Origin of the sequence: Nocardia sp. CA-145437 (genome assembly GCF_050956485.1) — a bacterium.
GTDB lineage: Bacteria > Actinomycetota > Actinomycetes > Mycobacteriales > Mycobacteriaceae > Nocardia.
In genome coordinates this window covers 1,623,633-1,648,577 of the sequence record NZ_CP191204.1, presented here as the reverse complement: position 1 = coordinate 1,648,577, position 24,945 = coordinate 1,623,633, and the positions used below count along the sequence as shown (strand labels likewise).

Below are 24,945 nucleotides of genomic sequence, written 5' to 3'. Positions count from 1 at the left end.
GCGATAGTTTCGCCGCGGACGTGTCGTGGACACGTCGAACACGGAAGCTGCACAAGGTATTCGGAGGCGCGCGGTGACCAGTCAGCAAGAGGACATCACAACCCGGGAACCAGCACCGGAACCATCGGGGGATGCGTTCGGGCACATCGAGGTTCGCGGCATCGACTTCGTTCCCCCGCAGGAGCGCCGCGGCACGCCGCGTGAACTGTTCACCATCTGGGCGGCGTCCAATGTCGCCTACATCTACATCGTGCTGGGCGGCACGGCGCTGCTGCTCGGCCTGTCGCTGTGGCAGGCGCTGGCGGTCGTGGTGCTGGGCAACCTGTTCTGGCTCGGCGTCGGCGCGCTCGCGGTCAGCGGCCCGGCGGCGGGGACGCCCAGCGTGGTGATCATGCGCTCCATGTTCGGCATTCGCGGTAACCGGCTCTTCGGCGCGGGGCTCAACTGGCTGATCGCCATCTCCTACGAGGCGATCAACCTGTCGTTCGGTTCGCTCGCGGCGTTCGCGCTGGCCGGGCATCTGGGCGTCACGGTGTCGACGCCGGTGAAGCTGGTGATCGTCGCGGTCATGGCGGTCGCGACCTTCACGATCAGCATCTACGGTCACGCGACGATCGTGCGGCTCAGCCCGTTCTTCACCGCCGCCCTCGTGCTGTGCTGTGTGCTGCTGGGCGTCTTCGTGTTCGGCCACGCCACGTTCGATTACGTTCCCGCACAGCCGCTCACGGGTTCCTCGCTGTGGTCGGCGCTGCTGGTCGGGGTGGCGCTGGTCGCGTCGGCTCCGCTGTCGTGGACCGTCGGCGCGGACTACGCGCGCTACCTGCCGGAATCGGTGTCCAAGCGCGCGGTGATGGGGTGGACCGCGCTGGGCGGGTTCGTGCCGGCCGTCGCGCTGGGCGTCATCGGCGTCATCGCCGGGACCAGTGTCGACATGACCGATCCCCAGACCTCGCTGAAGGGCATCCTGCCCGGGTGGTTCTACCCGGTGTTCCTGGCCGTGATCGTCGTCGGCGCGATCACCACCAACGTGCTCACCACCTACTCGTCCGGCCTGTGCCTGCAGGGACTCGGCGTGAAGATGCGGCGCTCGCAGACCGTGTTCATCGACGGCGTGCTCGGCGGCGCGATCACCTTCTACGCGCTGTTCGTCGCCGAGGACTTCCTCGCGACCCTGAGCCGGTGGCTGGAACTGACCGTCGTGGTGCTGGGGCCGCTGGTCGCCATCTACGTGACCGATATCGTGTTGCGCCGCAACCGGTATGACGGCGTGTCGCTCAACGACGAACACCCCGGCAGCGCGCAGTGGTACACGGCGGGCTTCAACCTCGCCGGTGTCACGGCCATCATCGCCGGCGGCATCTCGGCGGGGCTGTGCATCCACACCACCTCGTGGGAGGGGCCGGTGGCCTCGGCCCTCGGCGGCGCGGACCTGTCTGCGCTGGCCGGGCCGGCCGTCGCGGCCACCGTCTACGCGGCGCTCAGCCGCACGCTCTACCGCTCGCGGATCGCGGCGGCCGAGATCAACGCGTGAACAACCGGCGGGTCGCGGCGCCTGTCGGTGACCGAAAAGTCGTGAAGGGAACCATGATTACCGAACAGAGTGCAGCGACCCGCCCACTACGCATTGCGATCGTGGGGGCGGGACCGGCCGGGATCTACGCCGCCGACGCGTTGATGAAATCCGATGAGCACGCCGGGTTCGCCGGGGTGAGCATCGACCTCTACGAGCGGATGCCCGCGCCGTTCGGGTTGATCCGCTACGGCGTCGCGCCGGATCACCCGCGGATCAAGGGGATCATCACCGCCTTGCACAAGGTCCTCGACAAGGAGCAGGTGCGGCTGCTGGGCAATATCGACTACGGGGTCGACATCACCCTGGAGGATCTGCGTCAGTTCTACGACGCGGTCATCTTCTCCACCGGGGCGAATGCTGATCGCGCGCTGGATGTTCCGGGCATCGACCTGGACGGATCCTACGGTGCGGCGGACTTCGTGTCCTGGTACGACGGGCATCCGGACGTGCCGCGGACCTGGCCGCTGGAGGCGGAGAAGGTCGCGGTGCTCGGGGTCGGCAATGTCGCGCTGGATGTGGCGCGGGTGCTGGCCAAGACCGGGGACGAGCTCCTGCCCACGGAGATTCCGCCGAACGTCTACGACGGATTGCAGGCCAACAAGGCGCTCGAGGTGCACGTGTTCGGCCGCCGCGGTCCCGCCCAGGCCAAGTTCACGCCCCTCGAACTGCGCGAACTCGACCACTCCCCCACCATCGAGGTCATCGTCGACCCCGAGGACATCGACTACGACGAGGGTTCGGAAGCCGCGCGCCGCACCTCCAAGCAGGTCGACATGATCTGCAACACCCTGGAGCAGTGGGCCATTCGCGATGTCGGCGACCGCCCGCACAAGCTGTTCCTGCACTTCTTCGAGAACCCTGCGGAGATCCTCGGCCAGGACGGCAAGGTCGTCGGCCTGCGCACCGAACGCACCGAACTCGACGGCACTGGCAACGTGAAACCCACTGGCGTGTATCGCGATTGGGACATCCAGGCCGTCTATCGCGCGGTCGGCTATCTCTCCCAGCCGGTTCCGGGCCTGCCCTTCGACGGGGACAGCGGCACGGTCCCCAACACCGCGGGCCGCATTCCCGGCCTGGCCGCCACCTATGTCACCGGCTGGATCAAGCGCGGCCCCGTCGGCCTCATCGGTCACACCAAGGGCGACGCCAACGAAACCATCGCCTGCCTGCTCGACGACGCCGCTTCCTTCACCCCCGCCGCCCACCCCGACCCCGACGCCGTCATCGAATTCCTGGAGCGCAAGGGCATCCCGTTCACCACCTGGGCGGGCTGGTACCGCCTCGACGCCCACGAGCGCGCCCTCGGCGAACCGCAGGGCCGCGAACGCGTCAAGGTCGTGGAACGCGACGAGATGCTGGCCGCCTCCGAACCCGGCAAGAAGACAGGATCCGCTGTGCCCATCACGCGAATCACGAAAGTCCTGGTAGCCAACCGAGGCGAGATCGCCGTCCGGGTGATCCGGGCCGCCAAGGACGCCGGTATCGCCAGTGTGGCCGTGTATGCCGAACCGGACGCCGACGCGCCGTTCGTGAAGCTCGCCGATGAGGCGTTCGCGCTCGGTGGTCAGACCTCGGCCGAGTCGTACCTGGTGTTCGACAAGATCCTCGACGCCGCCGCGAAGGCCGGCGCCGACGCGATCCACCCCGGCTATGGCTTCCTTTCCGAGAACGCCGATTTCGCGCAGGCCGTGATCGACGCCGGACTGATCTGGATCGGCCCCTCGCCGCAGTCCATCCGCGACCTGGGTGACAAGGTCACCGCGCGCCACATCGCCGAGCGCGCCAAGGCGCCGATGGCCGCGGGTACCAAGGACCCGGTCAAGGACGCCGACGAGGTCGTGGCGTTCGCCAAGGAGTTCGGTGTTCCGGTGGCCATCAAGGCCGCTTTCGGTGGTGGTGGTCGTGGCATGAAGGTCGCGCACACCATCGAGGAGATTCCGGAGCTGTTCGAGTCCGCGACCCGTGAGGCCATCGCGGCGTTCGGTCGTGGTGAGTGCTTCGTGGAGCAGTACCTGGACAAGGCCCGCCACGTCGAGGCTCAGGTCATCGCCGACCAGCACGGCAATGTCGTGGTCGCGGGTACTCGTGACTGCTCGCTGCAGCGCCGCTTCCAGAAGCTCGTCGAAGAGGCTCCGGCCCCGTTCCTGTCCGATTCCGTGCGGTCCCAGATCCACGAGTCGGCGAAGCAGATCTGCCGCGAGGCAGGCTATTACGGCGCGGGCACCGTCGAATACCTCGTCCAGGGCGACACGGTCTCCTTCCTCGAGGTCAACACCCGCCTCCAGGTGGAACACCCGGTCACCGAGGAGACCGCCGGAATCGACCTGGTACGCCAGCAATTCCGCATCGCCGAAGGCCACGCCCTGACCTTGACCGAGGACCCGACCCCGCGCGGCCATTCCTTCGAGTTCCGCATCAACGGTGAGGACGCCGGTCGCGGCTTCCTCCCCGCACCCGGCCCGGTCGTCACCTACCACGAACCGACCGGTCCCGGCGTCCGCGTCGACTCGGGCGTGGTCGAGGGCTCTGTCATCGGCGGCCAATTCGACTCCATGCTCGCCAAACTCATCGTCACCGGCGAAACCCGCGACCAGGCCCTCCAACGAGCCGCCCGAGCCCTCGCCGAATTCCACATCGAGGGCTTGGCCACGGTCATCCCGTTCCACCGCCACATCGTCGAGAACCCGTCGTTCATTGGCGACGGCGAGAAGTTCGACGTCTACACCAAGTGGATCGAGAACGAATGGGACAACCCGATCGAGCCCTACACCGGTGCCGTCGCCATCGAAGAGGACGACGAGGGCCCGCGTCACAAGGTCGTCGTCGAGGTCAGCGGCCGCCGAGTAGAAGTCTCCATCCCCGCCCAGTTCTCCGCCTCCGCCGCTTCCACCCCGGTGCGTAAGAAGCCGAAGCCCCGCAAGCGCGGTGGCGCGGGCGCGGGCACCGCCTCCGGTGACGCCGTGACCGCCCCGATGCAGGGCACCGTGGTCAAAGTGGCCGTCGAAGAGGGCCAGTCCGTCGAAGCGGGCGACCTGGTCGTGGTGCTCGAGGCCATGAAGATGGAGAACCCGGTCACCGCCCACAAGTCCGGCACCATCACCGGCCTCACCGTCGAGCCCGGCAGCGCCATCACCCAGGGCACCGTCCTCGCCGAAATCAACTGACCCCGGCCCGGCCCCGGCACTCCAGCCGGGGCCGTCACCCCTCCCGGAAACCCGATTCCACTTCCAGCCCCCACCCTGCTAAAGTTCCTTCCCGCAACGAAGTAGCAAGCGCCATTAGCTCAATTGGCAGAGCAGCTGACTCTTAATCAGCGGGTTCGGGGTTCGAGTCCCTGATGGCGCACCAGAAAGTCCTAACCCGGGGTCGGATTCCCGAGGGCGTCCTTCGCCGGGCCGTACCCGGCTTCGGCGGATTTGCGGTAGACGCGTTTCGCGGCGTCCGTGCGCCCGAGGGATTTCCATTGGTCGCCCAGGGCTTTCAGCGCGACCATGTCGCCGTCTTGTTCCACCTCGCGGTAGAGGACCTCGGCTCGGTCGCCCTCGCCGCGGGCCTCGTGAACCGCTGCCAAGTGGACCTTTCCGAGAATGTGGCCATTGTCGATGTAGCGGCGGTACCAGTAGGCGGCCTGGCCGAGGTCACCGGTCTTCATGCACATATGGCCCAAGGTCAGCATCGAGAGCGTATCGCCGTGCTCGGCGGCCTGCCGGTACCAGCGTTCGGCTTCCGCGCGGGCGCCCCGGTTTTCGAGGAGTCGCGCCAGGAAGGACATCGAGAGGGTGTCGTTCATCGAAGCGGCTTGGCGGAGTAGCCGTTCGGCTTCGCCGATATCGCCGCGCTTCTGATGATCTCGGGCCCGGGCCAGCAACTGGCCGATCTCGCCACGCCTCCGGCCGGTGCCTGGCGGTCTCGAATTCTCCTTGGGCACTTCCGATTTCGGCGAGAAATCCTGCGATTTCCGGTCGGTGAGCATGGCCAGTGCGTGGGGGATGGACGGACGTGACTCCGGCCGTCGGTCCATCAGTCGAGTGATGAGCCGGCCGAGTTGCCCGGCGCGCACCGGCGAGGGAACCGCACCGAACATGACCGCTTTCATGGTTCCGTGAATGGTGTCGCGACGGAACGGCGAAACCCCCTCCACCGCCTGGTAGAGCGTGACGCCGAGGGCGTACAGGTCGCCGGCGGGTGTGTCGTCGCCGTCGATGCGTTCGGGCGCCATGTACTCGAACGAACCGATCAGCGTCTCCTTCGCGGTCAGCGTGTGATCGGAGTGGTGGCGGGCGGTTCCGAAATCCGTGAGCAGCACCTCGCCGCCGGTGGCGAGCAGGATATTGCCCGGTTTGACATCGCGGTGGACCACACCGGCGTCATGGGCGGCCCGCAGGGCCTGCAACAGGGCGGCGGCGACGGTGGCGGCTTCCGCGCCGTCCACCGGCCCGTCGCTGTCGAGGCGCTGCTTCAAGGATCGACCGGACACCAGGCGCATGACGATCCAGGGCGTCCCGCCGTCGGTGACGACGTCGAGTACGCCGACGATATTCGGATGGTCGCGCAGCCGGGCGGCATTGCGGGCCTCGCGTTCGGCCCGCACGACCCGCTCGGCGTGCTGCGCACTCGACTCGGCCTGCGGGAGCAGCACTTCCTTCACCGCGACATCCACCCGCAACCGCTCGTCGCGCGCTTTCCACACGGTCCCGAACCCGCCACTGCCCAGCTTCTCGATCAACCGGTAGCGGCCGCCGAGAACCCAGCCCGGTCGTCCCAGCGCAGACATGCAGGCCCCCAGCGGTTCAGTGCCCCAGCAACATTCGGAACCAGTCAACCGTACTCGAACACGGGCGCCCCGGGACGCCCGCAACCGGGACGGTCAGACCGCCCTTGCCTGCACGAGGTCCGAGGGCAGCCCCCCGTCATAGACAGCGAGTATGTCGGTCGCCTTCGACAGTGTGTCGACGATGGATTGGGCCGGGGTGCGGTACAACTCCGGATAGTCGACCTCGCCGAGCCGGGGGTCGACGGGGAACGCGAGCCGTTCCTCGGCCAGTGAGAACTCGGCCGAGATATCGACCCGATTGCCACGCGGGTCCTGCCGATGCCAGGCGCCGTCGAGGTACACCGCGACCAGACCGTGGAGGACGTGCCCATCACCGTGGGTCAGGCGCTGGTAACACAGCGCGGTGGGAATCCCCTGACCGCGGAGAACCGCCGCGAGCAGATGCGACTTCGCATAACACAGCCCGACCCGCTGTTCGAGAACCTCCGACGCCCTCAGCGTCACCCGAGAATCGCGGGCGTCGTAGGAGTGCGCGACGTTGTCCCGCACCCATGCGAATGCCCCGCGAGCAAACTCGGCCTCACCGTCGGCCCCGGATCGAAGCTCATTCCCCAGTTCGCGCACCGCCGGGTGATCGACCTCGACGATCGAATCGCCTGCCAGATAGGCAGCAGGACCCAACGACGACACCGGGGAAAACGACATGATCAAACCTTAGAGCGCGCCCGCGACGGTCCTATTCACCCGTCTGACCGTCGAGCCGTTCTCGGAGCAGGTCGGCGTGGCCGTTGTGGCGGGCGTACACCGGCCGCCCGCACCTTCCCCGGAAACGCCAAACGGCCCGAGATCCCCTCGGGCCGTTGATCTTCGCCGCTACTGGACCGAGCCGGCCAGCCGATCGGCATAGGGGGCGATGAACTTTCCGACGATGGGAAGCGGCGCGCGGACACCGCCGGTGCTGTTCGCCTGCACCATGGCCATGATCCAGACGATGAGCGCCAGGAGCCCGACCACGAGCCCGGCGAGGCTGAAGATGATCCCCAGCGCCCCGAGCAGCGACCCGACGATGCTGAGCACGAAGTTGAGGACGGAGACCGCTCCGAAGAAGACGATCGATTGCGAGGCATGGAATTTCACATCGGGGTCGTTCTTCCCCAGGAACAGGAAGATGATTCCGGTGAGCCAGCCCAGCGCATACGACAGGATCGCGCTGGTCTTCTTGTCCAGTCCGGCGGACTGCGGCTGGTTGGCGGGGGGCTGAGAAAATGTCATGGCGTAAGTAAATGCTGCGCACGCCCCCTACCGATCCCAACTTCACCATGAACCCGCAGGTCACGGATCCAACGACGGCTGGGGCGCGGCCTGCGGCATGAGCGGACGTTCAGCGCAGGCTAGCCACCTGCGTGAACGTGGACTGATCAGCCTTCTGCTGCGGCCCGGAGCGTACCGTCCCGCCTCAGCCGGTGGCGTCCTGCACCGGATAGTGGATGACGACCACACCGCCGGTGGCGTAGTTGACGACATCGGCGGCCAGCCGCTGGCCGTGCTGCGAGGCCTGCGCCGCGGCCATGGCGGCGGCGTCAGCGAAGTCGGCTTCGAAGACCGCGAAATACGGCGATTCTCCCTCGGTCGCCGCCACGTCGAAGCTGTAGCGCCACGCAAGCGGGCCGGGCCAATTCCTGACCAGTGGAAGGTGTTTGGTCACGTAGTAGTCGCGGAAGTGGTCCGGGTCGGAGGGCTCGGGATACAGGACCAACAACCTATGCATGACTGCCTCCTGCATCTACCGCGGTCGGTTGAATCGTCATATGCGCAGGTTAGGGCTTGATGTGTGGTCGAGGGAAAGACCGATACGGGATAGACTCAGAACGGATCGTTATCAATCGGCAGGGAGGGCATGTGGCGCCGGATACGATGAGCCTGCGGTACTTTCTGGTGCTGGCACAGGAGTTGAACTTCACGCGCGCGGCCGAACGGATCGGCATCGCGCAGCCCGCACTCAGTGCCCGGATGCGCCGATTGGAGGCGGAACTCGGTACGAGCCTGCTGGTTCGTAACACGCGTAGCGTCGTATTGACCCCGGCCGGTGCGGCTTTGGCGGAGTCCGCGCCGCCCGCGCTGGCGGCGCTGGACCGGGCCTGGGACACCGCCCGGAAGGCGGGGGCCGGTGAACTGGGCACGCTGCGCATCGGATACAGCCTCAGCGCCGGCGCCGAGACGGTACCGGCCCTGGTGGACAGGCTCATTCGCAGCAGCCCGGGACTCGAGGTCAGCGCGGTCCCGATGGCGACACCGGAGATCTCCCCCGCGGTCGCCGACGGCCGCATCGATGCGGGGATCACCCGCGGTGAACAGCCGGGGCGTGGCGTGCGCCGGTTCCTGCTGCGGCGTATGCGCGTCGGGGTCCAATTGGCACAGCATCATCCGCTGGCCGAACACCCGGAGATCGAGATCGCCGATGCGGCCGCGTATCCGCTACGCCTCCCCGACCGTACGGCCAACCCCGTGATCCACGATCAGCTGGCCGCACTGTTCCGCGACACCCGGCCGAACCTCCGATTCCACACGCCCGCAGTCTCTTTCGACATGTCGCAGCGCGACCTACGCGACGGGCTCACCCTCGCCCCGGCCGGCGAGGCCGCGGTCACGACAATACCGGCCGATCTCACGTGGCGACCGCTGCAGGGCGCACCCACCTTGACGATCCACCTGGTCCTCCCGCGCGAGCAGTCACCACTGCACAGCCGCATCCGTACCGTCGCCAAAACCCTGGCACACGAGCTGCACTGGCTGCCGGACTGACGCGCGGCAGGTCACGCGAGACGGACGTCGGCGGTGGCGAGGCCGACTAGGTCGGCACGCCGAGAACCACTGACACTCCGCACCTTGGCGCGCAGGTCAATTCGGCATTGAACGGGCTCGCGGCACGCTGATTCGCCGCTCGGGTTCAGCCCCGCAAGGTGGCGATGGCCTTCTCGATGCGGCGTTGGCGGGTTTCGGGCTTCTTGGCGCTCTCGATGGCGTGGACATGCTCTCGTTTGCGGCTGTGGGAGAGGTTGTCGTAGGCGGCGCGGGCTGCGGGGTCGGCGTCGAGGGCTTGGGTGAAGTCCTCGGGCTCGACGATGACGCGCGGCTCGGTGTCGAGTTCCAGGTCGACCTCGACCTCTTCGCCGATCTCGACGCCCGCGGCCTGCCGGTTGGCGTTGCTGAGGCCGAGGAGGTTGCGGCCGCGCAGGATGGCTACTCGGCTCTTCCAGGAGTGTCCGTTGAGCGTGATCGTCACAGGCGGCCGGGCGCCCCCGCCGAGCGCCTCCACCACCTCGGGCGGAACTTCCAAGCCTCGCATGGGCTCCGGTGGCTCGACGATGGCCCGAAACTTCATGTTCCTTCTCCTGTGGTTCTGCGGGCTCACCACGAATCCGGCCCGCCCGGCTCCGATAGCCGCTCCCATTTCCTACACCAGGATCATCGCCGCGGCCGGAACCGGCGCGGCTCGCGCCGCGCCGTCCTGTGCGGCCGTGCGGCCATACGGATGCGCTGTTTCGCTGGAGAACGGGGACAGGCTGTGCGACAGTCGGATCGGTGGTCGGCGCGTACCCGGGAGGAGTCGGCGGATGACCGATGACCACACGGTGGTCGGGCGAGTGGTGGCGATCCTCGATACCGTCGCCGACGCGCCGGCGCCCTTGCCGCTGCACGAGCTCACCCGGCGGACCGGGATACCGAAACCCACCGTCCGGCGGATCGCCAACGACCTGGTCGCCCGGGGCATGCTGATCCGCACCGAGGACGGGTACTGGGCCGGATCACGGCTGATGAACCAGGGGCTGCAGTCGGCCTACCAGTAGCGGATGCCGATGACCGTGCAACCGTATCTGCAAGAGTTGCACTATCTCTCCCGCGGCGAGATCGCCTGGTACGCGACCGTGCACGACGACAATCTGGTGACGGTCGGCGCCGCCTTCGGGCCGCGCTACGCGGCCGCCATGCAGCGCGGCTGGTGGCCCAACCTGGAACTGTTCGGCAACAGCGCGGTGCTGTTCGCCTCCGGACGGCTGCAGTTCGCGCACGCCCCCGAACGCGCCGACCAGGTGCTGTCCACGGGTTGGAGTCCGATGACACCGCAATCGGTGACCGACCCCCACACCATGGGCGACCTGCTGAAACAGGCCTACGACACGGGATACACCGAGGAACAGGAACAGGTCGCGCTTGGATACCGCTGCGCCGCGGTCGCGTTGCGCGACGACACCGGCCGGCTCACCGGCGTGGTGGGCGTCACCGGCTGCACCACCTCGGTGACGACCGCCGACATGCGTGCCGCACTGTCGAAATCGGCCGACGGCCTCGGCCGCGACCTGCGCGACGTCGTCGGGCGCACCCCGAACCCGGCGACCATCCTGCCGACCTATCTGCGGCTCCGGTCGGGAATCGGATACACCTGGCCCCTCCTGCCCGGCCCCAGCCGAGTCACCGAATGACACGGAGTGCCGCGGACCGGCGCGGCCGATCCTTGTGCTTCGCAGCGCAGTACACAGCAGACACACCGGTGTGCCGCCGACAGGTTAGCGCGCCTTGGTGGCCCACATAATGACGTTGGTTCCGAAGAACTTCTTGCGCCAGCCTATGTCTCGAAAACCCAGTCGAATCAGCAGATCCGCGACCTGACCGGGGGATTCGAAAGCGCGGGTGCTGGATTCGAGATAGGTGTACGACGAGCGGTCGCCGGAGAACACCTGCCCGAGCAGCGGCACGATTGTGCGTAATCCCCACTCCACGATCGGCTTCGCCGGACCGCTGGGCGGGCTGGTCTCGAGGATGACGATGCGACCGCCACGTCGGAGCACCCGATGCTGTTCGCGCAGTACCCCTTCGAGGTCTTCGACGTTGCGCAGTAGGTAGCCCTCGGTGATCGCATCGAACGATTCGTCGCCGAAGGGCAGGTCGGCGGCGTCGGCGAGCTGCCAGTGGACGGCGTCGGCCCCCGGCTTGGCCTTGGCGCGCTCCAGCATCCGCTCGGAGAAGTCGGCGCCGGTGACGGTGACAGTGGGATAGGCGTGGGCGGCCTCCAGTGCGATCACGCCTGTGCCGGTGGCGAGATCGAGCAGGCTCCCGCCCGCGGGCGGTGCGGCGAGCTCGGCGACCTCACGACACCACCGGCGATGACGGCCGAGGGTCATGACCCGGTTCATCCGATCGTAGTACTCGGCGATTCCCTGGAAGATCCCGTGCACCGCAACACTTTTGCCCTGGGGCACCTCATCGATGGCCATCTCACGCACCCGCGCCGTCGGGGCGCTCACCCGTCGACCGTTCCAGGATCAGATCTCCCGCTCGCGCGATGACCTCTTCACGGGTCCGGCCGGGGTGATCGGCGGCGAGGAAATGGCTGCCGATGGCCGCGCAGAAGGCGAGGAGGCTGCGAGCCTCGATCTCGGCGGGATCGGAGCAGACGGTGCCGATCGCGTCACGCAGTAGGTCCATGCGCCGATTGTCCACTCGGCGTAGGCGTTCGGCGACGGCGGCGTCGCGGCGGGCCCAGTCACGCACGGCCAGGTCGATGGGAAGCAACCTGCCATCCGAGAAGGTGAGGCGACCGGCCAACCGGGCCTTGTCGAGAACGCTGCCGTCGGCCTGCTCGACCTCCTCGAGCACATTGTCGACCGCTTCGTGCTCCCAGGTGTCGAGCATCGCCGTCAGCAGCGCCTCTCGATCGGCGAAGTAGCCGTAGAACCCGCCCTTGGTCACCCCGAGCACCTTGGCGAGGGTCTCGACGCGCACCGCATCGACGCCCCCGGTGGCCAAGGCGCTCAACCCGGCGTCGATCCAAGTCTCGCGCGGTGTGCGCAGCGCACCCATGCCGTGATCCACCTCACTCCAGCGTTGTACGGAACCGTATAACCGATCTAGCCTCGCATTATACGCAACCGTATAACCCAATGAGGACGGTGTCATGTCCAATCGACTCCCCCGTGCCGCGCACACCGAAATGCCATGGCGGATCCACGAAATCGCGCCCGACTTCCAGATACAGGACGTCTGGGCCTTTCGAGCGCCCGGCGCCGGAGCGGACGACTTCCCGGTCGCGCTCGCCCTGCTCGACACCGACGGCGGCCCATCCACCGCGTCCCTGCCGGTTCGGTTCCTCTTCGCGGTGCGCTGGCGGCTCGGCGCCCTCCTGGGCTGGGACGATCCCGGCGCCGGCCTCGGGACCCGGGTTCGGTCACTACGCGACCGGCTGCCCGACGACTTGCGTCAGGAGCCGACGGGACCGGCGGCGCCGGACTCCCCGTTCACCGCGCTGTACGAACTCCACGATGAATCAGCGCTCGAGCTGGCGAACAAGACCGTGCACGGGGTGGCGCACCTCGGCTGGGTCCCGACCGGCGACGGGTACGAGCTGCGGATGGCGGTCCTGGTCAAACCGAATGGACTCCGCGGCCGGTTGTACCTGGCCGGCATCGAACCGTTCCGTCTGCTGATCGTCTATCCCGCGATGCTGCGCCGATGGGATCGTCTGTGGCGCCAGCACAATTCGATCGGGGGCGGCGACGCCGGGTGCGCCACCGAGGAGGTCCGGTGATCGCGTGGGCGGGTCGGCTCATCGTCTTCTTCGGAGCCGCGCACACCGTGCTGGCCCTGACACTGGAGGGCGCCGCGCGCCATGCCGGTGACTGGTTCAGCGGTGCGCTGTGGCACGACGACCTGTCCGCGATGAGCCCCGCGAACAGCGCACTCTGGCTTTCGTTGGACAGCTTCGGAATTCCGCTGGTCATGGTCGGACTGACCGTGCTGTGGCTGGATCGGCGCGGCCTCACGCCACCGCCGTTCATCGCCTGGATACTCGGGGCCTGGACCGTCCTGGGTGCGGTGATCATGCCGCTCACGCCATGGCCGATCATGGCGGTGGCGACCGGCTTACTGGTGGCGGGAGCCCGACGTCCCGCCCCTGCCCTGCCCGATCCCGACCCCGACCGAGTCACTGAATGACACGGGGTGCTGCGCTCCCGACCGGCGCGGCCGATACTCGTGCTGCGCAGCGCGATGCGCAGCCGAAACACCGGTCGGGACGGGAGCCGGTGCGCACCTGAGGATCCGGGGGAGGTCGGGTGTCCCATGACGATCGACAACGCTCTGACGCAGTCCGTGTGGCCGCTGATCGGGCGCACCGAGGAACTACGCCGCGCGCAGGCCGCGGTGATCGGTCCGCGCGCCGGAGTCGTGCTCGCGGGCGCGTCCGGGGTCGGTAAGAGCCGGCTCGCGCGGGAACTGCTGGAAACCCTCTCCGGCCGTTACGAAGTGCGCTGGGCCGCCGCGACGGTGTCGGCCCGGGCGCTGCCGCTGGGCGTGTTCGCCGAATGGGTGCCCGCGACCGCCGGGGCCGATCCGATGCGGCAGGTGCACGCCGTCGTGACCGCGCTGTCGGCCAGCGCGCGGCGCCGGCCGGTGGTCGTCGGGGTCGACGACGCCCATCTCGTCGACGATCTGTCGGCGCTGGTGTTGCAGCAACTGGCCGAGCGCGGCACCGTCCGGCTGGTGCTCACCGTGCGATCCGGGCAGCCCGCGCCCGACGCGATCGTCGGCCTGTGGAAGAACGAACGGCTCGACCGCCTCGAGGTCCTGCCCCTGGCGCGCGAGGAGTGCGACCGCCTGGTCGCCCGGGTCCTCGGGCAACCGCCGGATCCGCCTACCGCACACCGGCTCTGGCAGCTGACTCGCGGAAACGTGCTGTTCCTTCGCCACCTGATCGAGCAGGAGCGCGATGCCGGACGTCTGCCGGCCGGGCCCGGATCAGCGGTGTGGACGGGCGATCCGGTGATCTCCGGCACGCTCGGCGAACTGATCGACGCGCAAATGGGTTCGCTGTCCCCGGACCTGGCGCTGGTGATCGACAGCGTCGCGGTCAGCGAGCCGGTCGATGCCGGCGTGCTCATCGAGGTGGTCGACGAACAGGCGCTGGACCTCGCGCTCGCCCGCGGACTGGTCCGCATCGATCGCAGCGGCCGCCGCGAACTGGTGTTGCTCGGTCATCCGCTGTACGGCGAGATTCGCCGGGACCGCACCAGCCCGGCCCGGCTGCGCCGCCTGCGCGGCCGGATCGCCGCCGCCCTCGGCACGGCCGCGGCCGACGGTCCCACCGCCCTGGTGCGGCACGCGCTGATGGCGCTGGAATCCGACCTTCCGCCCGACGCCGCGCTGTTCACCGCGGGCGCGAACGCCGCGATGCAACTGCTCGACGGAATCGGCGCCGCCCGGCTCGCCGGCGCGGCGCGGGTGGCGGGCCGCGGCTACGACGCGATCCTGCTCGAGCTGTCGGCGACCCAGCTGATCGGCTCACCCGAGAACGTGGAAAGCCTTGTCACCGAAATGGATCCGGAGGCCATCGGCATCGGACCGCACGATACCGCCGACCTGGCCGTGCGACGGGCCGCCAACCTGACCTACGGCGCCGGCGAGCCCGGACGGGCCGCCGACGTGCTCGCCGCCGCCCGGGCCGACCTGCCCGACTCGTGCGCGGTCGTGCTCGACGCGTTCACCGCCGGAGTCGACGCCATGGCCGGCCGGCTCCCCGCCGGCGCGATGGCCGACCTGCCCGACCGCCCCGAACTCCCCGACTTCGCGCGCATGACCGCGCTGTGCGCCCTGCTCACGACACACGCCTCGACCGGCGACATCGCGGCGGCCGACGCCGTCGCCGAACGCGGTGCGCAACTGCTGACCCGGTCCGCGGCGGCGGCCCCACTGGTCTTCTTCCTGACCTGGCACCATATGCGCGCGCAGGTGCTGGCCGGGCGGCTCGCGGCGGCCGACCGGATCGCCGTCCGCATCGAGACCCGAACCGTCGGACTGCCCGCGATGTTCGGCCGCTTCGCCGTTCAGCTCCGCGGCCACGCCGACCTCGCCGCCGGCCGCCTCGGCTCCGCCCTGCCCGCACTGCGCCAAGCGGTCGACGTCTTCGCCCGCGACGGTTCGAACGCGTTCGGGCTCATCGACTCTCGCATCGATCTGGCCACCGGGCTGGCGATGTCCGGGCGGGCCGAGGAGGCCGAGGCCATGCTCACGGCACTGGCGGCCGAGCCGAATCCGTTCCCGATCCTCGAGCCGCCACTGCTGCTGGCGCGGGCCTGGACCGCGGCCGCCCAGGGCTCCAGCACCGAAGCCGTCGACACCGCCCGGGCAGCCGCCCGACGAGCGGTCGAATTGCACACTCCCGCACAGGAAGTGGTGTGCCTCCAGGTGGCGACCCGATTCGGCGACCACGGCGCCGCCGCGCGCCTGACCGAACTGGCCACCATGGTCGGCGGGCCGCGCGCCCGCACCGCCGCCGCGCACGCCCGGGCACTGGCCGCCGGAGACGGCGAGGGCCTGCTCGCCACCGCCGCCGAGGCGGAGGCGGGCGGGGACCGGGCCACCGCGATCGACGTGGCCGCCCAGGCCGCGGCCGTCTTCCGCCGCCGGGGACTGCGCGGATCGGCGCTGTCGGCACTGGAACGCGCACACCGGCTCGCCGCCGAATCCGCCCTGGCCACACCGGCGCTCACCGCGGCGGACGACCGGTCCGCGCGCACCGACCGGCAGCGGGAGATCATCGCGATGGTCGGCGACGGCCTCACCAATCGCGAGATCGCGGCCCGGCTGAACGTCTCGGTCCGCACCGTGGAGGGGCACCGCTACCGCGCGGCCCGCCGCCACGGGGGTGAGCCGGAAGGGTGAGCGGCACGAGCGGATTGGCGTAGTCGATTACCCCAGGCACGCCACCGTCGCGGGCGCACCATCGAACGGTGAACGATTCGGTGGACCCGCGCGAGGCCGCGCTACGGCGGTTGCCCACCTCGTACTCGCTGGCGCTCCGGCTCCGCGAGGCCGGGGTGGAACCGGAGCTGATGTGCGAATACCTCAGGATCGAACCTGAGGCCCTGGCCCCGTTGCTGGACATCGCGGAGGCGAAACTCGCCTGCGCGCTGCGGCCGGACGGATCCGCGGAGGCCGCCTGGGAATTGGAGTAGCGCACTACGCCAGCCCGCGGCGGCGCGGGCCCGCACCATGGTGTCGGTCCCGTTCGAGGACCCGCGGTGAGGCGAGAGCGAGGCGATGTGCTGGGACCACTGCTACCCGGCGATCCGGGCCGGATCGGACCTTTCGTCCTGCACGGGCGTTTGGGCGCCGGTGGGATGGGCGTGGTGTACCAGGGATTCGGGCCCGACGGCGCCGTGGTCGCGATCAAGGTGCCCAAACCCGAACTGGCGCACGATCGCGAATTCCGCGCCCGCTTCCGGCACGAGGTGGCCGCCGCCCGCCGCGTGCACGGCGAGTTCGTGGCCGAAGTGGTGGACGCCGACGTCGACGCGTCCCGGCCGTGGATGGCGAGCGCCTTCGTCAGCGGCGAGCCGCTGCAGGATGTCGTGGCGCGGCGGGGGCCGCTCACCGGGAACGCGCTCGACGAGTTCACCTCCGGGCTGGCACAGGCGATCGCCGCCGTGCACCGCGCCGGGGTGGTGCACCGCGATCTGAAGCCCGCCAACATCCTGCTCACCCTCGACGGGCCGAAGATCATCGACTTCGGGCTGGCTTACACCGCCGACAGCACGCGGATCACCGCGCCGGGAGTCGTGATCGGCACCATCGCGTGGATGGCGCCGGAACAGTTCGGCGTCGGCGACGCGGGAGCGCCGATCGACATCTTCGCGTGGGGAACCTGCGTCGCCTTCGCCGCCACCGGCCGGATTCCGTTCAACGGCGACAGCGTGCCGAAGGTGATGGTCCGAATCGTGCGCGGCACACCGGATCTGGACGGGCTGCCCGGCAAGTACCGGCGCATGCTGGCGGTCAGCCTCAGCAAGGATCCCGAACTGCGGCCGACCGCGGAGGATCTGGTGACGGCCTTCGCGCGACCGGATCCGCCCCGCCGGCCGAGGCCCGTGACGCCGTCGGGCCACGCCCGGATCGACGCCATCCCATCGGATTCCGAGCCGACGGAACGGGCCGACTCGTGGCTCACCTACCTCACTCGCACCGATCTGCCGGACACTGTCGCCGTATCACATCCCACGGTCGCGAATTCGGATCGAGACACCGATCCCACTGTGGTGCAGCCGGATTCGCAGCCAAAGGCATCCGATCCCGACGCGACCCAGCCGGCTCCCGACCCTACCGTGATAGCCCCCGACCCCACCGTGATCGCTCCCGGACCGACCGTGGTGGCACCCGGACCGACCGTGATCGCCCCCGATCCCACCGTGATCGCTCCCGGACCGACCGTGGTGGCACCCGGACCGACCGTGGCCGCTCCCGGACCCACTGTGGTGGTTCCGGGGCCGACCATCGTGGCACGCCCCGACCGCGCCGCACTCGACGATGACGATCCGTCGCAGCCGGTCTCGTCGCAGCGCCTGCGACCGACGCATGCGCCGGACCGGGTGGGCGCTGCGTCACGGCGGCGAGCGCGACGCAGCCGGGTACCGACATACCTGCCCCTGGCGTGGATGTCGCTGATACCGCCGCTCGGCCTGCTGTTCGGACCGGCGGCGCTGATCCAGGCGACCCGAGCACGGGTGTACGCGCGCCGCGCGTATGCCGAACCGCCGCGACGGACCCGGCTCGCGACCGCGGTGGGCGTGGCCGGGCTGCTCGTCGGGATGCTGAGCGTGCTGGTGGCGTTGCAGCTACTCGGCGGCCGCTGAACCGGTCGGCACCGATCTCAGCCGTGCAGCGCCACCCCGAGTACGACCAGGATCACCAGGGCTGCCAGTGCCGCCGCCAGCAGGGCGGGCACCAGCACCGCCGCTCGGCCGGATGCCCTCACGGGCAGATCCTGCTGCACGGCAACGGGTTCCGGCACGGCCACCTCCGCGAGGTGCGCGGCGCGCATCGCGGGTGACCATCGTTCCAGCAGCACCGCGTCGGTGCGCCGGAACATTCCCCCGTCCGGGCGCACCACCGACTGCCAGGCCCGCGCCAGCGAGCGCAGGTCGGCGGAGGTCAATGCCGGGGTCGGCGAGGTCAGCAAGGCGTCGAGAGTGCCGAAGTCCGACACTGGCACCAGCTGCCCGAAGCGCTGATAGTCGATCCGGTCGGCCGCGAGATCCTCGGCCAGGCACCGGATCGCGAGCAGCGCGAACTTGAACAGATCGGTGGTCGCCGTGAAACCGTCGTCGTTCGTGTACGGCGGCCGCCACGGCAGTGGATCCAGATTCGGCATGGCGGACCGCCCGTCGATGAGGAACGAATCGCAGTCCAGGAAGTAGTTCTGCGTCACCACCGTCTGCCCGGCCGGGACGGCACTGGTGACGAGAATATTGTTCGGCTGCAGGTCGCCGATCACGATCCCGTTGTCGTGCAGGAAGTCCAGGTCACCGAGCAGCCGCCCGAGCCGGGCGAGCTTGTGCGGGAAGTCGTAGTACTCGAAACCGCGCCGGTGCGCCACCTGCTCCGGCACCGCCAAGCGGGTGAAATGCCTCGGCTTCCAGCCACTCCCGGCATGGTGGAAGTACAGGGCCGGCGCCTCGGGCAGCACCACGCCGACGACCTCGGCCCCGTCGGTGACCACGGCGCTCGGCCACGCGCACCGCGCCAGCAGTCGTTCCCGATCCTCGGCGGCGAGCCGCCGCGGCCAGGCCACCAGCTGCCGCAACCGGTCGCCGTCCAGGTCGGCTCGGGCCTCGTCCCGGAACCGTTTGAACACCATCCGATCCCGATCCGGCACGGTGCAGCGCCAGATCTCGGCCGCGCCGCCCTCCCCCAGCGGACCGCCCGGGTCCAGGCGCAGACTGGTCAATCGATACCAGGCCTGGCCGCCGGTGGATTCGGCCGTGGTCATCAGCGCCCCTGCTACCGCTCGACCGGCCAGGCCGCGACGATCGTCCGGTCGTCGTGCAGGCCCGGCAGCTGGAAGCCGACGATCTCGGCGAACACGTGCTCGGCGGGCGCGGGGCCCGCGAGCTCCGGCAGGATCGTCGAGAACTGTTGCGGCACCAGGCGAATCGCGTCCGCCATGCCGTCGCTGGCCAGCACCACCATGCGGCGGACCGGCAGCAGCTCGGCGCCGCAGACCATGCGATCGGCATTGCGCGGCAGCGACGCGGTGACATTGCTGATCCGGCCGCCCGACTTGGTGTCGTTGCGGGTGAGCCAGCTCGCCGCGCCGGTGGCCAGATCGACGGTGAGCGCGTCGCAGTCGCCGACCGCCGCCCAGAGCACCGGATATCCGCCCGGACCCACCGGACCCAACGCCGCGAAGGTCAACGTGCACGCTGGAACCGATGTCCGCTTGCCCTCCGCCGCACCGTGCGGGCCGCGATAGCCGATCTCGGCCGCCAACCGGGTGAGGTCCTCCGCGCCCAGACTGTGTGCGACCTCAGCGGTGATGTCCCGCGCCAGCAGGTTCCACTGCGCGGCCACATCACCCGGACGATACCCCGGCAACCGGCGATGCAGCGCCTCGACCGCGGTACGGCACGCCCGCTGCGCCGCCACATGCGAGTTCTCCGCCGAGCCGAGCCCGTCGGCGACGGCGAGGAAGGCCCAATGATGGTCCGGCGCACCGCCGATCGCGTAGGCATCCTCCCGGGTATGCCCGGTTCGGGCATGCTGCAACCCGACCTGGGTGGCGGCGTAGACCTCGAAACACCCACTGCGCCCGCGGTCCACGGTCAATCCGCTGACACCGGAGGTGGTGACAGCCGCCAACTCGACCGGCCGGGCCGCCGCGGCGGTGGACGGGGTGGTCGGCCGCGGGCCTGCCGCCGATCCGGAAGCCGAAGCCGAAGCCGAAACGACCCTGCGATCACCGATGGCGGACAACAACATCACCGCGCCTCCGGTCACCAGTGCCGCCATCGCGGCGACCACTGCCGCCGGAAGGAGCCCCCGGTCCGCGGTGCGCGGCGGCTCGGCCAGCACCACGACCACACCGCTGTCGTTGGTCGTCCGCCGCAGGTTGGCGACCGGATACTGTTGCGCCGCAGCGATTCCGAGCACGGTACACGGTGTTCCGATCTCGTCCGGCGATCGGTTGCCCGGATTCGGGAAGACCAGTCCCACCACGCCATTCGGGAGTCCCGCGGTGCCGCCGTAGACCGGCGTCACGGTGGTGGCCGATGCGGGATTGCCCGACTGGCCCCCGGCGGGAGGCTGCGCGGTGCTCGGCGCGCATCCACTCGCCTGCAGTTGGTTTGCCGCCGTGGACACGACTTTCGGATCCACCGGGTGCGGCGACGAGCTACCGAACCACTGGACCAGCAGGGCCACCAGGAAGAAGCCGAGCGCGGCGCCCAGCACGACCAGCGACGCCAGGCGCAGCCGCGCGAATCCGCTCCCGCGTCCGGACCAGGCCGGGCGATTCATCGAATTTCTCACTCCAGCCGCCGCATTCCCGCCGGCGTGCGGAACAGGAACGCGCCCTGACCCACGCTGCTGCTGATCGAGAACTTGATGCTGTTGATGATGGCGCGCAACAGATCTCCCGGCGCGACGCCTCCCGTCGCCACGCAGGCCGCGCCGACCGGGTCGATCGACCGCAGTTGCCGCACGGTCCCCTCAGTCACCTCGCCGATGCCCAGCGCCACCACCACCGGACGGAACGGATGGCCCGGCGACTCCAGCGCGTGCCGGACCGGCAGCCACACCTCGTCACGCTGCAGCTGGCCGTTGACCTGCGGATTGCCATCGGTGAGGAAGAAGACGACCGGCGTGTAGGACTGGAGTCCGGCGCGGGAGAAGCGCTGCTGATCGTCGCGGAGCATCCGGTTCAGGAACGAGAACACCTGCGCGTAATCGGTCGAACCCTGTCTGGGTAGGCGCGGCAATGCCGGATCGGATCGCAGCGGGGTCAACGGGAGCACCGCCACCGGAGCGTCGCCGAAGGCGATCACGCTCAGGTGGGCGGTGTCGTAGGTGGTGGGGTCGTCCGCCAGCACACCCAGCATGTCGGGCAGCGACTGCTCGATGGTGTCCAGCGGCGTAACCGGCTGTCCCGGATTGAATTCCGGATCCCACATCGATCGGGAGACGTCGCAGACGATGTAGAACGGGAACACCCGGCGGGCGCTCACACCGGCCTGGGTCACCCCGAAACGAGATTCGCTACGCATCACACCACCGCCGCCACGGCCTCATCACCGAGTCGCCTTCCCGCGCCGCCCCGGCGCACCGCTGGCTCGACCATGCCCCCGATCGGGCCCGGCGACGGAGGTAGCGGACTACTCGATTTCGGGACGGCCACTACTCCAGGTCCGAACGCGGACGTGCCGACCGGTAGCGACCGGAATTGAGGTAGCGCACTACTTCAGTCTTCTTTCGGAAACAGGCGCACCCTGAGATCGGGTCGTAGTGCAGGCCCGGGGGAGGACGCACAACGATGGAAGAGACGAAAACGCGCCGCGACCGGCGCTTCGCCGCGGCCTGGCTGCTGGCGGCGTCCGCCGTCGTAGCGGTACTGCTGGGCATGAGCACCGGCTCTGTCGCGATTGCGGCTCCGACGACCACGCCCACCACGCCGTCGACGCCACCGCCGACCGGTGGCGGCACGCACGACGGGCTCGGGCCGTCACTCACGGTCCCGGCGACCGCCCGGCGGGGAACCACGATCACCGTTTCCGGCGACAATTGGGTCTGCGGCGGCGCGCTGACCCTGACCACGAGCTGGTCGAGCACGACCACCACACAGGTGTCGAACAACTCCTTCAGCACCAGCCTGCCGGTAACCGAGCAGGCGGCACTCGGGGCGCAATCGGTCACCGCCACCTGCTCCACCACAGTGGTGAAAACGAGTGTGCCCAACATCAACGGGGGTTGCTGCGGCGCGGACACACTCACCCGCACCAAGCCCATCACCATAGAAGCGGCGCCGGTCGATCCGCCGGACCTGCAGGTTCCGCCCACCGCGACACCGGGCGGCTCGATCACCGTGAAGGGCACCGGCTGGCCCTGCACATCGGTGCAGCTGTCCGCCTACTGGTCCGATTCGCCCGCCACACAGACCGTTTCAGTGTCCAAAGGGGCATTCTCGACCTCCGTGTCCGTACCGTCCCAGGCCGTGGCCGGCAATCGGAAGGTGCAGGCGGCCTGCGTGGGGTCGCCCTCGGCGCCCCAGAGCGCATCGGTGAAAGTCCTTGCGTCGCCGGGCGGCAACAATGGCAATCAGGGTGGCAATAACGGCAACAATGGCGGCACGACATCGGAGGTCGAGATTCCGCCTCCGGCGCAGCCACAGCCGCCGACATCCACGAGCGCCGACGGTCGAGACCCGATCCCGCTCGTCTCGATTCCGGCGGCGCTCGGCGTCATCGCCGTGATCGCCATCGCCGTGGTTGCCCTGATCGCCCGCCGCGGCCGACCTGCCGCACCCGAAACACTCCTTCCGCAGCCGCCGCCCTCGCTGCGATCGCCGCACCGGCAGCCGCCGCATCAGCCGACGGTGCGGGTCTCCGTCTCACCGGATCTCGCCCCGCGCACCGGCATTCGCGAGATCCCCCGCGCGGCCGCTCCGCCCACCGTCCATGTCCGCATGCACGTCGGCGCAGCCGAGGTGCTCGTGAGAGAGCTACTGCGATGACCACCCCGATGATCTCCGCCCGCGCGGTGGTGCTCGGCTATTCCGCACCCGATGCCGGTGACCTCGCGAACTACCTGCGTTCCAGCGGAATCGACCGCATCGCGTTGAACGGGGCGGTAGCGATCACCGAACCCTTGCGCACGGCCGCTCTCAACGAGATCGCCCAGGCGATCGACGGCCTGCTGAACATCAACCTGGCCCAGGTCGCCGTGGACGGCTGGTGCCGCTACGACCGGCTGCTACGCGCCGCCGAACGGAGCCGCCACGGCGGATCCGAACGCGTCCCCCTCTACGAGCACGAGATCACCCACTCCTATCAGCCCACCCTCGAGGTGTTCGTGGACGATCAGCAGGTCGGCCGATTCGACGTCACGGTCGACATAGCGCTGAAATTCCTGCCGCTCGAAGCCACCGTCCAAGGGGGCAGACTGGTCGGGCTCGGCCCGGGCGACTGCACCGCCACGGTCTCCATCGGCACCCCGGACCTCGGCCCGATCATCACCCGCGACACCACGTTCCCGACCGCGAGAGCGGTCGACCTCCGCCGGCCGATCACGCTGGTCGGCCCGAGTCCGCGCCCGAGTCCGCGCCCCGGCACCCCGCGCCGCTGAACGACCCATACTCCATCGAACAGGCTTGTGCAGCTGGCCTATTCGACCTCGTTCCCTGCGCGAACACTCGAGATCTAGCAATGCTAGACAAGCTCTCGAGTGCGTGTTACCGTTGCTCTAGAATCTAGCAATGCTAGATTGCAGGTAATCGACGAGGAGTAATCGACATGAGCTTCACCATCAATGAACAGAAGTTCCTCACTGAGGCCGGACTCGGCCGGCTGGCGACGGTGTCGGCCGACGGTGTGGTGCAGAACAATCCGACCAGCTACCGGGTGAACGCCGACGGCACCATCGATATCGGCGGCATGCGGATGGTCGCCACTCGAAAGTACCGCAATGTGCAGTCCGGCAGCCGGGTGTCATTCGTTGTCGACCAACAGGTTTCGCTGGAACCGTACGAGATTCGCGGCGTCGAGGTGCGCGGCACGGCAGAGGCGATCGAGGACATCGACCCGCCGTTCCCCCACCAGGAACGCGCCATCATCCGAATCCACCCGGAACGAATCATCTCCTGGGGCATCGACGGCGGCTCCTTCGACTTCACCAGCCGCCGCGCCGAGTAATCAGGTGCGGTCCAACAGGTGATCGAGCTCGTTGTCCGGTGGACGCCCGTCGGACGATGAGCTGGATCACGTGGTCAGCGGTACTCCGGATTCTCGAAATCGAAGCGGCAGCCCGCATCCCACTCCGAGCGCTGATTGCCGTGGGCGGGGATGCCGCCGTGGTCTTTCAGCATGCGGGCCATGTGAATGAGGTTCCAGGTCATGAATGTTGTGTTGCGGTTGGTGAAATCGTTGCCGGGGCCGCCTGAACCCGGGTCCAGATAGGACGGGCCGGGGCCGGCTTCGCCGATCCAGCCGGCGTCCGCTTGGGGCGGAATCGTGTAGCCCAGGTGCTGGAGGCTGTAGAGGACGTTCATGGCGCAGTGCTTGACGCCATCCTCGTTGCCGGTGATCAGGCATCCGCCGACGCGCCCGTAGTACGCGTACTGGCCGTATTCGTTCAGGATCGAGGAGTTGCCGTAGAGGCGCTCGATGACGCGCTTCATCACCGAACTGTTGTCGCCCAGCCAGATAGGTCCGGCCAGCACCAGAATGTGGGCGGCCATGACCTGCTCCTGCAACGCGGGCCACGCGTCCGTCGCCCAGCCGTGTTCGGTCATGTCGGGCCATACCCCGGTGGCGATATCGTGGTCGACGGCCCGGATATGGGACACCCGCACGCCGTTCTTCTCCATGATGCGCGCGCTCACATCGATAAGCCCTTGTGTGTTGCTGCGATCCGGCGACCGCTTCAACGTGCAATTGATGAACAGGGCCCGCAGGTCGGAATAATCGGACATGACAACATTCACCTCTCGTCGACAGGATCGGACGTGAGCACCGCATCCGGATCAGTCGAGCCTAGGACCGCCGCACCCCGGCGGACT

Annotated in this window: 24 protein-coding genes, 1 tRNA gene and 1 pseudogene; 15 read left to right on the top strand and 11 right to left on the bottom strand. The window is 68.9% G+C overall.

Annotated elements, in window-relative coordinates; genetic code table 11:
* Positions 1 to 73: 73 nt before the first annotated feature.
* The 4 genes and pseudogenes from ACQPYY_RS07255 (at position 74) to ACQPYY_RS07240 (ending at position 4,924) form a co-directional block, all read left to right on the top strand.
* The gene (locus tag ACQPYY_RS07255) at positions 74 to 1,531 is read left to right on the top strand and encodes a purine-cytosine permease family protein (protein ID WP_433593176.1); all 1,458 of its coding nucleotides are present in this window, start codon (positions 74 to 76) and stop codon (positions 1,529 to 1,531) included.
* 53 nt (positions 1,532 to 1,584) lie between these two features.
* Positions 1,585 to 2,112, top strand: a pseudogene (locus ACQPYY_RS07250) (FAD-dependent oxidoreductase); the annotation flags it as partial.
* Positions 2,113 to 2,928: 816 nt separating this feature from the next.
* Positions 2,929 to 4,740 carry an acetyl/propionyl/methylcrotonyl-CoA carboxylase subunit alpha gene (locus ACQPYY_RS07245; protein WP_433594592.1) on the top strand — a complete coding sequence of 604 codons (1,812 nt, stop codon included), beginning with the start codon at positions 2,929 to 2,931 and terminating at the stop codon, positions 4,738 to 4,740.
* A gap of 108 nt (positions 4,741 to 4,848) precedes the next feature.
* A tRNA-Lys gene (locus ACQPYY_RS07240) sits at positions 4,849 to 4,924 on the top strand.
* Positions 4,925 to 4,931: 7 nt separating this feature from the next.
* On the opposite strand, the gene ACQPYY_RS07235 is transcribed toward ACQPYY_RS07240, so the two are convergent.
* The 4 genes from ACQPYY_RS07235 to ACQPYY_RS07220 form a co-directional block, all read right to left on the bottom strand.
* Entirely contained in the window at positions 4,932 to 6,350 is a 1,419-nt protein-coding gene (locus ACQPYY_RS07235; RefSeq protein WP_433593175.1) for a serine/threonine-protein kinase, read from the bottom strand.
* Positions 6,351 to 6,443: 93 nt separating this feature from the next.
* Positions 6,444 to 7,055, bottom strand: a complete 612-nt coding sequence (locus ACQPYY_RS07230; protein ID WP_433593174.1) for a transglutaminase-like domain-containing protein — start codon at positions 7,053 to 7,055, stop codon at positions 6,444 to 6,446.
* A 168-nt stretch (positions 7,056 to 7,223) separates the two neighbouring features.
* Positions 7,224 to 7,622 (bottom strand): DUF4870 domain-containing protein, encoded by a 399-nt coding sequence (locus tag ACQPYY_RS07225; RefSeq protein WP_379100842.1) that lies wholly within the window; start codon positions 7,620 to 7,622, stop codon positions 7,224 to 7,226.
* A 184-nt stretch (positions 7,623 to 7,806) separates the two neighbouring features.
* Positions 7,807 to 8,118 carry an EthD family reductase gene (locus ACQPYY_RS07220; protein WP_433593173.1) on the bottom strand — a complete coding sequence of 104 codons (312 nt, stop codon included), beginning with the start codon at positions 8,116 to 8,118 and terminating at the stop codon, positions 7,807 to 7,809.
* 131 nt (positions 8,119 to 8,249) lie between these two features.
* Here ACQPYY_RS07220 and ACQPYY_RS07215 point away from each other — a divergent pair, with 131 nt between their 5' ends.
* Positions 8,250 to 9,152 carry a LysR family transcriptional regulator gene (locus tag ACQPYY_RS07215; protein WP_433593172.1) on the top strand — a complete coding sequence of 301 codons (903 nt, stop codon included), beginning with the start codon at positions 8,250 to 8,252 and terminating at the stop codon, positions 9,150 to 9,152.
* Positions 9,153 to 9,297: 145 nt separating this feature from the next.
* Here the strand turns inward: ACQPYY_RS07215 and ACQPYY_RS07210 are convergent, their stop codons facing one another.
* Positions 9,298 to 9,732 carry a YdeI/OmpD-associated family protein gene (locus ACQPYY_RS07210; RefSeq protein WP_433593171.1) on the bottom strand — a complete coding sequence of 145 codons (435 nt, stop codon included), beginning with the start codon at positions 9,730 to 9,732 and terminating at the stop codon, positions 9,298 to 9,300.
* 232 nt (positions 9,733 to 9,964) lie between these two features.
* On the opposite strand from ACQPYY_RS07210, the gene ACQPYY_RS07205 reads away from it, so the two are divergent.
* Both ACQPYY_RS07205 and ACQPYY_RS07200 read left to right on the top strand, forming a co-directional pair.
* Positions 9,965 to 10,198 carry a helix-turn-helix domain-containing protein gene (locus ACQPYY_RS07205; protein WP_433593170.1) on the top strand — a complete coding sequence of 78 codons (234 nt, stop codon included), beginning with the start codon at positions 9,965 to 9,967 and terminating at the stop codon, positions 10,196 to 10,198.
* A 9-nt stretch (positions 10,199 to 10,207) separates the two neighbouring features.
* Complete coding sequence (locus ACQPYY_RS07200; RefSeq protein WP_433593169.1) at positions 10,208 to 10,831, top strand: IclR family transcriptional regulator domain-containing protein; 624 nt, start codon at positions 10,208 to 10,210, stop codon at positions 10,829 to 10,831.
* A gap of 84 nt (positions 10,832 to 10,915) precedes the next feature.
* Here ACQPYY_RS07200 and ACQPYY_RS07195 read toward each other — a convergent pair whose 3' ends face one another.
* The gene (locus tag ACQPYY_RS07195) at positions 10,916 to 11,653 is read right to left on the bottom strand and encodes a ubiquinone/menaquinone biosynthesis methyltransferase (RefSeq protein WP_433593168.1); all 738 of its coding nucleotides are present in this window, start codon (positions 11,651 to 11,653) and stop codon (positions 10,916 to 10,918) included.
* A complete protein-coding gene (locus ACQPYY_RS07190) occupies positions 11,625 to 12,209 on the bottom strand; it encodes a TetR/AcrR family transcriptional regulator (RefSeq protein ID WP_433593167.1) in 585 nt (194 codons plus the stop codon). The genes ACQPYY_RS07195 and ACQPYY_RS07190 overlap by 29 nt, the downstream gene beginning before the upstream one ends.
* 94 nt (positions 12,210 to 12,303) lie before the next feature.
* Between ACQPYY_RS07190 and ACQPYY_RS07185 the strand changes: the two genes are divergently transcribed.
* The 5 genes from ACQPYY_RS07185 to ACQPYY_RS07165 all read left to right on the top strand — a co-directional run bounded on the left by ACQPYY_RS07185 (position 12,304) and on the right by ACQPYY_RS07165 (position 18,031).
* Positions 12,304 to 12,933: a DUF2867 domain-containing protein gene (locus ACQPYY_RS07185; RefSeq protein WP_433593166.1), complete on the top strand. Its 630-nt coding sequence runs from the start codon at positions 12,304 to 12,306 to the stop codon at positions 12,931 to 12,933.
* Positions 12,930 to 13,340, top strand: a complete 411-nt coding sequence (locus tag ACQPYY_RS07180) for a DUF6463 family protein (protein WP_433593165.1) — start codon at positions 12,930 to 12,932, stop codon at positions 13,338 to 13,340. The genes ACQPYY_RS07185 and ACQPYY_RS07180 overlap by 4 nt, the downstream gene beginning before the upstream one ends.
* Before the next feature lie 126 nt (positions 13,341 to 13,466).
* Positions 13,467 to 16,064, top strand: coding sequence for an AAA family ATPase (locus tag ACQPYY_RS07175; RefSeq protein ID WP_433593164.1), 2,598 nt, complete (start codon positions 13,467 to 13,469; stop codon positions 16,062 to 16,064).
* 68 nt (positions 16,065 to 16,132) lie between these two features.
* Positions 16,133 to 16,357: a hypothetical protein gene (locus ACQPYY_RS07170; RefSeq protein ID WP_433593163.1), complete on the top strand. Its 225-nt coding sequence runs from the start codon at positions 16,133 to 16,135 to the stop codon at positions 16,355 to 16,357.
* 66 nt (positions 16,358 to 16,423) lie between these two features.
* Positions 16,424 to 18,031 (top strand): protein kinase domain-containing protein, encoded by a 1,608-nt coding sequence (locus ACQPYY_RS07165; protein WP_433593162.1) that lies wholly within the window; start codon positions 16,424 to 16,426, stop codon positions 18,029 to 18,031.
* Between the two features lie 17 nt (positions 18,032 to 18,048).
* Here the strand turns inward: ACQPYY_RS07165 and ACQPYY_RS07160 are convergent, their stop codons facing one another.
* The 3 genes from ACQPYY_RS07160 to ACQPYY_RS07150 are packed head-to-tail and all read right to left on the bottom strand — an operon-like array spanning position 18,049 to position 21,439.
* On the bottom strand, positions 18,049 to 19,167 hold the full coding sequence (locus ACQPYY_RS07160) for a hypothetical protein (RefSeq protein ID WP_433593161.1): 1,119 nt from the start codon (positions 19,165 to 19,167) through the stop codon (positions 18,049 to 18,051).
* Positions 19,168 to 19,178: 11 nt separating this feature from the next.
* Entirely contained in the window at positions 19,179 to 20,693 is a 1,515-nt protein-coding gene (locus tag ACQPYY_RS07155; protein WP_433593160.1) for a protein phosphatase 2C domain-containing protein, read from the bottom strand.
* A gap of 8 nt (positions 20,694 to 20,701) precedes the next feature.
* Entirely contained in the window at positions 20,702 to 21,439 is a 738-nt protein-coding gene (locus ACQPYY_RS07150) for a vWA domain-containing protein (RefSeq protein WP_379100805.1), read from the bottom strand.
* Between the two features lie 266 nt (positions 21,440 to 21,705).
* Between ACQPYY_RS07150 and ACQPYY_RS07145 the strand changes: the two genes are divergently transcribed.
* From ACQPYY_RS07145 to ACQPYY_RS07135, 3 genes are all read left to right on the top strand, one after another.
* The gene (locus ACQPYY_RS07145) at positions 21,706 to 22,902 is read left to right on the top strand and encodes a hypothetical protein (protein WP_433593159.1); all 1,197 of its coding nucleotides are present in this window, start codon (positions 21,706 to 21,708) and stop codon (positions 22,900 to 22,902) included.
* Positions 22,899 to 23,513 carry a hypothetical protein gene (locus ACQPYY_RS07140; protein WP_433593158.1) on the top strand — a complete coding sequence of 205 codons (615 nt, stop codon included), beginning with the start codon at positions 22,899 to 22,901 and terminating at the stop codon, positions 23,511 to 23,513. The genes ACQPYY_RS07145 and ACQPYY_RS07140 overlap by 4 nt, the downstream gene beginning before the upstream one ends.
* Before the next feature lie 167 nt (positions 23,514 to 23,680).
* Positions 23,681 to 24,079 (top strand): PPOX class F420-dependent oxidoreductase, encoded by a 399-nt coding sequence (locus ACQPYY_RS07135; RefSeq protein ID WP_433593157.1) that lies wholly within the window; start codon positions 23,681 to 23,683, stop codon positions 24,077 to 24,079.
* A 74-nt stretch (positions 24,080 to 24,153) separates the two neighbouring features.
* On the opposite strand, the gene ACQPYY_RS07130 is transcribed toward ACQPYY_RS07135, so the two are convergent.
* Complete coding sequence (locus ACQPYY_RS07130; RefSeq protein WP_433593156.1) at positions 24,154 to 24,858, bottom strand: flavodoxin family protein; 705 nt, start codon at positions 24,856 to 24,858, stop codon at positions 24,154 to 24,156.
* Positions 24,859 to 24,945 lie beyond the last annotated feature (87 nt).